The organism is Exiguobacterium alkaliphilum 12/1 (assembly GCF_000714435.1).
Classification (GTDB): domain Bacteria; phylum Bacillota; class Bacilli; order Exiguobacteriales; family Exiguobacteriaceae; genus Exiguobacterium; species Exiguobacterium alkaliphilum.
Genome location: NZ_JJMW01000057.1, coordinates 1 through 10,405, shown reverse-complemented (window position 1 = coordinate 10,405; position 10,405 = coordinate 1). Strand labels below are relative to the sequence as shown.

9 protein-coding genes are annotated in these 10,405 nt (G+C 52.9%); 8 read left to right on the top strand and 1 reads right to left on the bottom strand.

Features of this window, described 5'->3' with window-relative positions; all coding sequences use genetic code 11:
- The 7 genes from RT52_RS17560 to RT52_RS17530 form a co-directional block, all read left to right on the top strand.
- The coding region (locus RT52_RS17560; protein ID WP_034814444.1) for an SIS domain-containing protein at window positions 1-635 on the top strand (635 nt) is incomplete at its 5' end.
- A 144-nt stretch (window positions 636-779) separates the two neighbouring features.
- Window positions 780-1,049 carry a PTS sugar transporter subunit IIB gene (locus RT52_RS17555; RefSeq protein ID WP_034814443.1) on the top strand — a complete coding sequence of 90 codons (270 nt, stop codon included), beginning with the start codon at window positions 780-782 and terminating at the stop codon, window positions 1,047-1,049.
- Window positions 1,039-3,069 (top strand): BglG family transcription antiterminator, encoded by a 2,031-nt coding sequence (locus tag RT52_RS17550; protein ID WP_034814442.1) that lies wholly within the window; start codon window positions 1,039-1,041, stop codon window positions 3,067-3,069. Before RT52_RS17555 ends, RT52_RS17550 begins: the two co-directional genes overlap by 11 nt.
- A 164-nt stretch (window positions 3,070-3,233) precedes the next feature.
- Complete coding sequence (locus RT52_RS17545) at window positions 3,234-4,655, top strand: PTS mannitol transporter subunit IIBC (RefSeq protein WP_034814441.1); 1,422 nt, start codon at window positions 3,234-3,236, stop codon at window positions 4,653-4,655.
- Between the two features lie 42 nt (window positions 4,656-4,697).
- The gene (locus RT52_RS17540) at window positions 4,698-5,129 is read left to right on the top strand and encodes a PTS mannitol transporter subunit IIA (RefSeq protein WP_034807107.1); all 432 of its coding nucleotides are present in this window, start codon (window positions 4,698-4,700) and stop codon (window positions 5,127-5,129) included.
- Entirely contained in the window at window positions 5,129-6,274 is a 1,146-nt protein-coding gene (locus RT52_RS17535) for a mannitol-1-phosphate 5-dehydrogenase (RefSeq protein WP_034814440.1), read from the top strand. Before RT52_RS17540 ends, RT52_RS17535 begins: the two co-directional genes overlap by 1 nt.
- Before the next feature lie 105 nt (window positions 6,275-6,379).
- Window positions 6,380-7,276 (top strand): helix-turn-helix transcriptional regulator, encoded by an 897-nt coding sequence (locus RT52_RS17530; RefSeq protein WP_034814439.1) that lies wholly within the window; start codon window positions 6,380-6,382, stop codon window positions 7,274-7,276.
- Between the two features lie 49 nt (window positions 7,277-7,325).
- Here RT52_RS17530 and RT52_RS17525 read toward each other — a convergent pair whose 3' ends face one another.
- Window positions 7,326-9,677: an EAL domain-containing protein gene (locus RT52_RS17525; protein ID WP_051690225.1), complete on the bottom strand. Its 2,352-nt coding sequence runs from the start codon at window positions 9,675-9,677 to the stop codon at window positions 7,326-7,328.
- A 202-nt stretch (window positions 9,678-9,879) separates the two neighbouring features.
- Here RT52_RS17525 and RT52_RS17520 point away from each other — a divergent pair, with 202 nt between their 5' ends.
- Window positions 9,880-10,404: a GNAT family N-acetyltransferase gene (locus RT52_RS17520; RefSeq protein WP_034814438.1), complete on the top strand. Its 525-nt coding sequence runs from the start codon at window positions 9,880-9,882 to the stop codon at window positions 10,402-10,404.
- Window position 10,405 lies beyond the last annotated feature (1 nt).

Sequence of the window (10,405 nt, the reverse complement as noted above, 5' to 3'; positions counted from 1 at the left end):
CCGGCCCGGAGATCGCGGTCGCGTCGACGAAGGCGTACACGGCCCAAATCGCCGTCCTCGCCATCCTCGCCTACGACATCGCTCGTGCGAACGGAAAAGAGCTACCGTTCGAATTGATGCCAGAACTCGCGCGTGTCGCGACGATCATGGACTCAATCATGTCACAAAAAGAGCTGTTTGAAGAGTTGGCAGAACGTTACTTGAAGACGACACCGAACACGTTCTTCATCGGACGCGGCCTTGACGCGTCGGTCTGTCTCGAAGGCGCGCTCAAAGTGAAGGAGATCTCATATATCCAAGCGGAAGGTTACCCAGGTGGTGAGCTCAAGCACGGATCGATCGCCTTGATCGAGGACGGGACGCCGGTCATCGCGCTCATCTCGCAACCGAAGACGAACTTGAACATCCGCAGCAACGTCAAGGAAGTCGTCGCCCGTGGCGCGAACGCCTGCATCATCTCGATGCAAGGCGTCGAACACGAGGACGATGAGTTCATCTTGCCGCACGTCGAACCACTCCTTGCACCGCTCGTTACGGTATTACCGGTTCAACTCATGGCGTATTACGCCGCACTTGGCCGGGGTTGCGACGTCGACAAGCCGCGCAACTTGGCGAAATCGGTGACGGTGGAATAACACTATACACACCTAAGCACTTCTCGAAACAGAGAGGTGCTTTTTACTGCTTGCCGATATCTTTGCCAACAGGCAAAATAGTAGGATAAGTAAGCGGTTCCATCGTATGGTTATATAAAGATAAGCGATGAAAGAAGGTCTGACATGAACGTATACATTGTCTGTCCATGCGGGTTCGTCACGAGCGCCATGGCAGCGAAGCTGTTTGCTGAAGCGTGTTCGGGGAAATTGTCGTGTGTGATTCACCACGGCACTAATCGTGATATCCCGAAAGACGTCGACTTGATCGTCTATCAAATCGGGACAGCGGCGATTGACCATCCGACCGCGCACGTCCGCTCGGTCAGACAAATCTTGTCGCTCGAGGAATATCGACAAATCGTCGAGGAATGGGTGAAGCGATATGAAGCATGAATGGAGTGCGCGGGAGCGCTCGATTTTACTACACTTATTAGGCACGGAGACATCGACACCGCTCGCGGAGATCGCGCAGGCGGTCAATTTGTCTGAGCGGACGATTCAACGGGAACGTCAACTGCTCGAAGGGATTTTGAGAGAGTTCGAACTAGAGCTGTCTTGGCAGCGCGGGCGCGGACTCAGCCTCGTCGGAGCGACGGCTGCGAAACAACAGCTCCGTGAGGATTTGATTTTGTCGGCCGAGGCCATCCCGACAGCCGAGGATCGCATCTTTGAACTGGCTTGGCGGCTCTTGTTCGAGAAAGACATGTTGAAGCTGCAGGCTGTCGCCAAGCAGATGCACGTCTCGCCAAGCACACTGACACAGGACCTGGAGAAACTTGACCGCTGGTTCGACGAATATCACCTTGAAGTCGAGCGGAAGAAAGGGGTCGGTGCGCAAGTACTTGGCTTGGAAGCGGAAAAACGCAAGCTCATGATTAATGCGCTCATGGCGCATTGGGACACGCTCGCGTTTTATCGCTTCGTCCGCGGCGAAGATGAGTACATTCCCGCCTTTTTGAAGACGGTCTCATGTGACGCCATGCTTGAGGCGCTCCGGGACGGATACGACTATTTAAAGAGTCATGCGTTCGAGCGGATGGATGACCGAACGATTATGCGTGTCACGTTCGCCTATGGCGTGCAACAAGCGCGACTCGACGCCGGTTTCTTTTTGGAGATGTACACGAAAGGACGTTCGGACGACTATTTGAAAGTCGCTCGGGACATGGAAGTGGCACTCGGTACGACGTTCTCGATGGCCGAACGGGTTTGGCTCGCGGAAGAGGCGAACCGGCTCCGTTCCTTGAAAGAACAGATGCAAGAAGATGAGGAAGAACGCTGGGTCATGCAAATCCGTGTCCATAAACTGATTCATCACGTCTCACTCATCCACGGCTTCGCCTTCACAGATGACGCGGCGCTCGAGAAAGGGTTGCTCGCCCATATCTTATCGAGTCTGAACACGCAGGCGCTTCCGGATACGGATACGGTCCGTCCGCACATCGACCGGGACTATCCGAACTTGCGGGCCGCCATTCAGCAAGCGGCGGATATCGTCTTCGGGACGAACACGTTCACAGAGGAAGAGACGGTGTTCTGGGCGATGCACTTCGCGGCCGCGCTCGTCAAACCGGTCCGCCGTCGTGAATATCGGGCGCTCGTCGTCTGCTCGGCGGGCCTCGGCTCGTCGAAGATGCTCGTCAATCGCGTGAAACAAGAGTTCCCGGAGATGCAAAACGTCGTCAACTCCTCATTGTTCGGTCTCGAACAGCATCGGCTCGATGACTATGACGTCATCTTGTCGACCGTCCCGCTCCCTCCGTTGTCGGTGCCGACGCTCATGGTCAATCCGTTGCTGACGACCGAGGAAGTGCAACGGGTCCGCCACCTCCTGTTGTCCTTGCCGCAATCGTTCCAAACGAAAGACGTCAAACCGCATTCGACGATGCTCGACTTCCAAGAGCTCGCGGAACTCGTGGACACGTTTGAGCGGATGGACCGTCAGTTCGACCTCGTCACACTCGACAACAGTGATCGGCTCGAGGACATCTTGTTCGATATCGGCACGCAGTTAGAAGAACGGGGACTCGTCGAAAGCGGGATTCAATTATCGGCACAACTGCTCCGGCGCCACGAAGTGGCTGGACTCGGCATCCCGGGCACAAAACTCGCCTTGTTCCATGGACGTCACGCGTCGATTGAACGGGCGAGCGTGTTCGCGTTCGATTTGACGACGTCCATCCCGCTCCTCATGATGGATCAATCGACGGAACCCGTTTCCCGTCTGCTCGTCTTACTCGCACCGGAAGAGGCGCGCGATGTCGAGCTCCAGTTTTTGAGTGCGGTCAGCGGCTCGCTCATCGAGAGTGAAGAACAGATGACGTTATACAGCACGGGTTCAAAAAAAGAACTGCGCCTGTTGCTTCATGACTGCATGAAACATATGATGCAAGATGCGTTGCATGAGAAATGACCCGCCGTGGTCATTTTTTTATTTGGCACGGAATGTTGCCAAAGTGTGAACTGGATTGAATTGAGTAAGCGCTTACTCTGGGTCTACAATACAGGTGTAGAGCACAAACCGGTTAGCTACACTACACGATAACCTTTCACAACTAAAGACTGGAGGTTTTATACATGGCGAATACGCAAGCTGGCTCGGGCGGGGTTCGAGTCAAAGTACAACGGTTCGGGAGTTTCCTGAGCGGGATGGTCATGCCGAACATCGGCGCCTTCATCGCCTGGGGGATCATCACAGCACTCTTCATCCCGACAGGCTGGTGGCCGAACGAAAACTTGGCCGAGCTCGTCGGTCCAACGATCACTTATCTACTACCACTCTTGATCGGGTTCACAGGTGGTAAATTACTTCACGACGTTCGAGGCGGTGTCGTCGGGGCGCTCGCCACGATGGGTGTCATCGTCGGGACGGACATCCCGATGTTCCTCGGGGCGATGATTATGGGTCCACTCGGTGGTTACATCATCCGTCAAGTCGACCGTGCCCTTGAAGGAAAAGTAAAAGCTGGTTTCGAGATGCTCGTCAACAACTTCTCGGTCGGGATCGTCGGTGGTCTCCTCATGCTCGGGGGCTTCGAGATCTTCGGACCGATCATGAGCGGGCTCGACAAAGTCATGGCAGCAGGCGTCGACTGGATCGTCGGGGCGAAGTTGCTTCCAATCGCAAGTTTGTTCATTGAACCGGCGAAAGTCCTCTTCTTGAACAACGCCATCAACCACGGGATTTTGAGCCCACTCGGTGTCGATCAAGTCGCAGACGCTGGGAAATCGGTTCTCTTCTTACTTGAAGCAAACCCAGGACCAGGTCTTGGTTTACTTCTCGCTTATATGTTCTTCGCAAAAGGCGCAGCAAAACGGACAGCACCTGGTGCGGCAATCATTCACTTCCTCGGTGGGATTCACGAGATTTACTTCCCATACGTGTTGATGAAGCCGATCTTAATCCTTGCGATGATCGCAGGGGGTGCCACAGGGATCTTCACATTCGTACTCTTCGACGTCGGCCTCGTCGCACCAGCTTCGCCAGGTAGTATCTTCGCGATTCTTGCGATGGCGTCACGCGGTTCACACCTCGGTCTCGTTGCAGGTATTCTCTTGTCGGCAGCTGTCACGTTCGCCGTGGCGAGTGTCATCTTGAAATCAAGTGCAGCCGAAGAAGTGTCACTCGAAGAAGCGACACAAAACGTCAGCGCGATGAAAGGCAAACAGTCGTATGCGTCGGCGCTCGTTCAAGATCGCCTCGACAAAGTCGACCACATCATCTTCGCTTGTGATGCCGGTATGGGTTCAAGCGCGATGGGGGCCTCGGTCCTGCGCAATAAAGTGAATAAGGCGAACTTGCCAATCAAAGTGACGAACACGTCCATCAGTCAATTGCCGAAAGACGCCCAATTCGTCATCACCCATCAAGATTTGACGGACCGTGCCGAAGAACAGGCACCGAACGCGATTCACCGCTCGGTAACGAACTTCTTGAACGCGGACTACTATGACCAGTTGATTGAAGAGATTCAAGCAGAGCGCAGTAAAATTTCATAACGAAGCAGACAGAGACAAGGTTTAGATATAGGAGGAACTAAAATGCCATTCATTCAGACAGAGATGATTCGACTCAACCAAACGTTCAGCACGAGTGCCGAAGCGATTGATGCAGCCGGAGCGGTGTTACACGCCGCCGGTTGCGTATCGCCGGCCTATATCGAGGCGATGCATGAGCGTCAAGCGCTCTCGAACGTTTATATCGGGAACCATGTCGCGATTCCGCACGGGACGGAAGAAGCGAAGTCGGCCGTTCAAAAGACGGGCATCTCAATTATCCAAGTACCGGACGGCGTCGATTTTGGAGGACAGACGGCGAAGCTCGTCATCGGGATCGCTGGGGTGAACGATGAGCATCTCGATCTCCTATCGCAAATCGCTGTCATCTGTTCGGACGAGGATAACGTCGAGCGGTTAGTCCGTGCCGAGACGAAAGAAGAGATTTTGTCGCTATTCATGGAAGAGGTGGCGTAATGAAGGCTGTACATTTCGGGGCAGGGAACATCGGACGCGGGTTTATCGGCTTGCTCTTGAATCAGAGTGGCTACGAGGTCACGTTCGTCGACATTAACGATACGGTGATTGAAGCGCTCGAGGCAAAACGCTATTACGAGGTCGGGTTCGCTGAAGAAGGCGTCGACAACGTCGTCGTCGACCGGGTGCGCGGCGTCAACAGTTTGAAAGACCCGGAGCGTGTCATCGCGCTCATCGCCGAGGCCGATCTTGTCACGACAGCGGTCGGACCGACGTTGCTTCCAAAAGTCGCACCGCTCATCAGTGAAGGACTCCGTGACCGCGAGACGGAGGCGCCTGTATACGTCATCGCCTGTGAGAATATGATTGGCGGCAGCGCCTCTCTCAAACAAGCAATCGAGGCGTCGGGTGGAATCGGGACGGCCCGCGCGTCGTTCCCGAACGCGGCTGTCGATCGCATCGTCCCATTGCAACAACACGAGGACCCGCTCTTCGTCGAAGTTGAGACGTTCTATGAATGGGTGATCGAGACGCAAGGATTGGACGCGCGGCCCCCGCTTCACGGTGTGACGTGGGTCGACGAGATTGGTCCATATATCGAGCGGAAGTTGTTCACGGTCAACACAGGACATGCGATCGCGTCATATATCGGCTCATTGTTTGAAAAAGGAACGATTGACGAAGCGCTCAAGGATCGTCGCGTCCGCCAAGTCGTTCAAGGTGCGTTGTATGAGACAGGTTGGCTATTACTTGAAAAGTACGGCTTCGAAGCGAAAGAACATAGCCGGTACATTCAGAAAATCATCAAACGTTTCGAAAATCCGAAATTAAAAGATGAAATTTCACGCGTCGCCCGTTCTCCGATTCGTAAGCTCGGACCGAGTGACCGGCTCGTCAAACCGGCACGAGAGCTCGTCGACAACGGGATCGAACCGAATGAACTCGCCTACGGGATCGCCGCAGCCTTGAACTATTACAACCCTGAGGATTCAGAATCTTCTGAACTTTACTTGTCGATTGAAGAGTCAGGCATCTTGTCGACGATTGAGAAGTACCTCGGGTTGAGTGAAACGGACACGCTGACGAAGCTTATCCTCGAACAATATCACTTGATTCGCGAGCAAGAAAAAGCGCGCGTGTCGTAATGTGACGCCTCTCCTCGTTAGAAGGAGAGGTTTTTTTCATGGCAAAAAAGATCAAACCAATCAAAAGACGGTTTGATAAGATTGCCATAAGAGGAGGAGAAACCTGTGTATGATGAACCCATTCGACGTACGATCGCCTATATTGAAGACCATTTGTACGACACGATTACAGAAGAAGAACTGTTACTACAGAGTGGATTTTCAAAATTTCATTTCCATCGTATTTTTTTGGCGGACGTTGATATGACAATTACCGAGTATATCAAAATGCGCCGTCTCGCAAGTGCGGCCAGCTTGCTTATCTATACGAAAGAACGGATTTTAGACATTGCGTTGCAACATCATTTTGAATCGCAAGAATCGTTCACCCGGTCATTCAAAAAAAGGTATGGACTGCCTCCAGGTCGTTATCGTACCAGTATGAGAACGTTACGAGAAAAAGGAGAAGAGGAAACAATGGAATCGATAAACGGATGGTTTTTAAGTGGTGGAGACTTACAGCATTACGAGATAGGAATTGACCAACAGGTTGTTCATGGCGGGAAAGCGTCGGGCTATTTGAAATCGACTTCATTGATGAAAAAGGATAGCTTTGGCACGATGATGCAACAGTTCAAGGCTGATCACTACGTGACGCAACGAATTCGGTTGTCAGGGTTTTTAAAAACCGAACAAGTTAGGGGAGGTGCCGGGTTTTGGATGCGGGTCGATCATAAGAATGGGGATGTGCTTCAATTTGACAACATGAGCAACCGACTGATTCAAGGAACGACCGATTGGAATCGTTATTCAATTGTTCTAGATGTACCTGAAGGCAGTGAGGTCATTTCGTTTGGCGTCTTGTTATCGGGAGAAGGACAGGTATGGATTGATCAGTTAAGCTTTATGGCGGTAGATGAGCGGTTGCCTGTCACAAATCTTCAGAGGGCAACAATTCTTCAGGATGCGCCGATTAACCTATCGTTTGAGGATGGATTTAATCATACGAACGGTTCACGTTAACAAAAAAGATGACTCTAATCCAATTCGGACGAGTCACCTTTTTATGTGGTTAAGCGCGGGTCTTGCCGAACTCGATGTACGTCGTGACAGATTTGACGTGCTTGACGACCTCTTTTTCCCGGAGCGGGCGGCTGAAGTAATAGCCTTGGACGTAGTCGCACTGCTCGTTCAATAACCATTCGAGCTGGTCCGACGTCTCGACGCCTTCCATGAGTACTTTCATGCCGAGGTTGTGGCCGAGTTGAATCATCGAGCGGACGATCGCTTCTTGGTTACGGTCGGTGAACAGATTGACGATGAACGAGCGGTCAATCTTGAGCACTTGGACCGGCAACTCACGGAGCTGACGGAACGACGAATATCCGGTCCCAAAATCGTCGAGTGAGATCATGATGCCGAACTGATGCAACTGGGCAAGTTTCTCGCGCGTCGATTGTTCATACGACAGCATCGATGATTCGGTCACTTCGAGCTCGAGGAACATCGGGTCCATCCCTGTCGCGTCGAGTGTGGCTTGGAGCGTGTCGACGAAGTCTTCCCGGGCGAACTGGAGCGGGGAGACGTTAACAGATAGCGTGAACGGTTTCACCCCGGTCTTTTGCCACCGGACCCAGGCGAGACATGATTCGCGCAACACCCACGTGCCGATTTGGTGAATCAAGCCGGTATTTTCCGCGATCGGGATGAACTCATCCGGTCCGACGTGGCCGAGGACAGGGTGATGCCACCGCAAGAGCGCCTCGACCCCTTCAAGCCGGTTTTGGGTGAGTGAAACTTTTGGTTGATAGACGAGCGAGAACTCAGAGCGGTCGAGCGCTTGAGCCAGCGCCTTTTCAATCTCGACGGTGCGTAAAATCTGTTGTCTCGACTCTTCTTCGAACTCCTTGATTTGGTTCTTGCCGGTCCGTTTCGATTCATGGACGGCGAGACGGGCGTATTGCACGAGCTCATCCGCTGAGGTCGTGTCTTTCGGAAAGTGGCTAATCCCGGCGCTCATCGTCAGCTCGACGGTCGTCCCGTCGATATCAAACGGCTGAGAGATAGCTTTGATGCACTTCTCCGCCTTCTGTTTCGCGAGCGTGCTCCGCTTGTCAAACAGTAGGATGATGAACTCGGATGAGCCGACACGCGTCAAAATGTCGTCCGGGTGGATCGTATGTTGCAGCCGGTCCGCGATTTGGAGCGCCAACTGATCTGAACCGTGATGCCCGAGCATATCGCTCATGAAACGCCACCGGTCGATGTCGATGTATAGACAGGCGACGGGGTCTTCAATCCGGATATGTTCGGCGAGAATCCGTTCAAGCTTGTGGCGGTTCGGCAAATCAGTCAACGCGTCGTGATACGCCATGTGTTCGACGAGCCGCTGTGAGGCAATCGTCTCCGAGACGTCACGCAAGAACCAAAGGATTTGATCCATCCGCTCACCTTGGAGCGGATAGGCCGTCACTTCAATCGTCGACTCGCCCATTTCAAGCCGACGTGCTTCGTAGAACGGTTGTTGAATCGACAGCGCCGCGTGATAGTCTTGGAAAAACTGATCCTCGGTCCGGTCGAACAACCGATAGAACGCGGTGTTCGCATATTGAATCACGCCATCTTTCGTCGTCGTCACGACCGCGTCCGTCGTCGAATCGAGAATCGTCGCTTGAATCAATTCACGTCTTCGTAAATGCCGGTCGAGTGTGAGCGACAAGAAGAAGATGGCGAACAGTAAGGTCGTAATGCCGGTGACGAGCCATGCCAACAGCGACGGTTCGATGCCGATTGCAGCTGGGGTGTCCGTCAAGAACGTGAACGAGGCTGACAGCATCCCGACGTAATGCATCCCGAAGATGGCGACGCCCATCAATAGGGAGAAGAATATTTTTAGCTCCATGTGAATCTTCTCCTTCGCATATTTTGAGAAGAAGCCGATCCACAGGGCGCCAAGTGAGGCTGTGATTGCGATGGCAAGCGACAACAAAGCGAGCCCGGTGTGATACGCAATCGTCACACCTTGAATGGCGGCCATCCCGACGTAATGCATGCTCGCGATACTGATCCCCATCAACAGTCCTGCACCGATAAGGGTGGGACGAGTTGTATGGCGCGAGACAATCAGGAAGCCAAGGATACAGCCGGCCATAGCGATGACGACCGACAGAAACACGAGCGGCATCGAATACGTGACAGGGCGCAAGCCTTCGTGCGCCAACATGGCGATGAAATGCATCGCCCATATGCCTAGTCCAAGCGTTGCCCCACCCGCTAAAATCCACATGTTTTGTGCGGTGCGGTTCGTCGAGTTGACTCGACGTGCCAATTCGATGGCGGCGTAGGCAGAGACGGCGGCAATCATATAAGATAAAACAACAAGAAACAGATTGTGACTCATTGAGTGTTCGACGACTGGATCCATAAGTACCTCGCTAGGATATAATTGTATTTGATAATTTATTATACTCGGGAAATAGGAGTCTACCTATCATTATGCTTCAATTTAGAGAACTATTTTCAAGGCTGAACGTTTTTGCGTTGTCTAGATTTGATCGGTCGCGCGTTACCTGCTACGAAACGGCGGGTAAAGACTAAAAAATGCGAAATGGAAAGAAGGGGTGGCCGTGGACTTTCGCCCGATTACACCGAACGATGTGAAACCGCTCCAGCGACTGTTCATGGAAAGTTTGAGCGACTTGATTCGTCGCGAACAGTTCGAGGACGCTGACTTGTTAGAGGAAGAAGTCGCCCGTCTGAATACGACGATTCAAGATAGTTTCGATGATGACGCCGTCGACGTGTTCGTGGTCGAACGAGAAGGGAAAATCGTCGGGACGGCGGCGGTATTGCCTCCAAACGAGATTATCACGGCCCATCTGGACGTGGAGCCAGGAGCGGTCGAAATCGGCTGCGTTTATGTCGCCCCGGATCAGCAACGGCAAGGTGTCGGTTCGTTCTTACTTTCAGAAGTGATGGCAACGCTTGGGGAGGATGCGACGTTTTACTTAGACGCTGGTTTCCCGTCCTCACAAGACTATTGGGAAAAACGGATCGGACCGCCGGTGATGTCACTCGATCATTACTGGGGACCGGGCGCCCCGCATAAAATATGGAAGATTATGAAAAGAGGCTGGGACATAACTCAGTAGA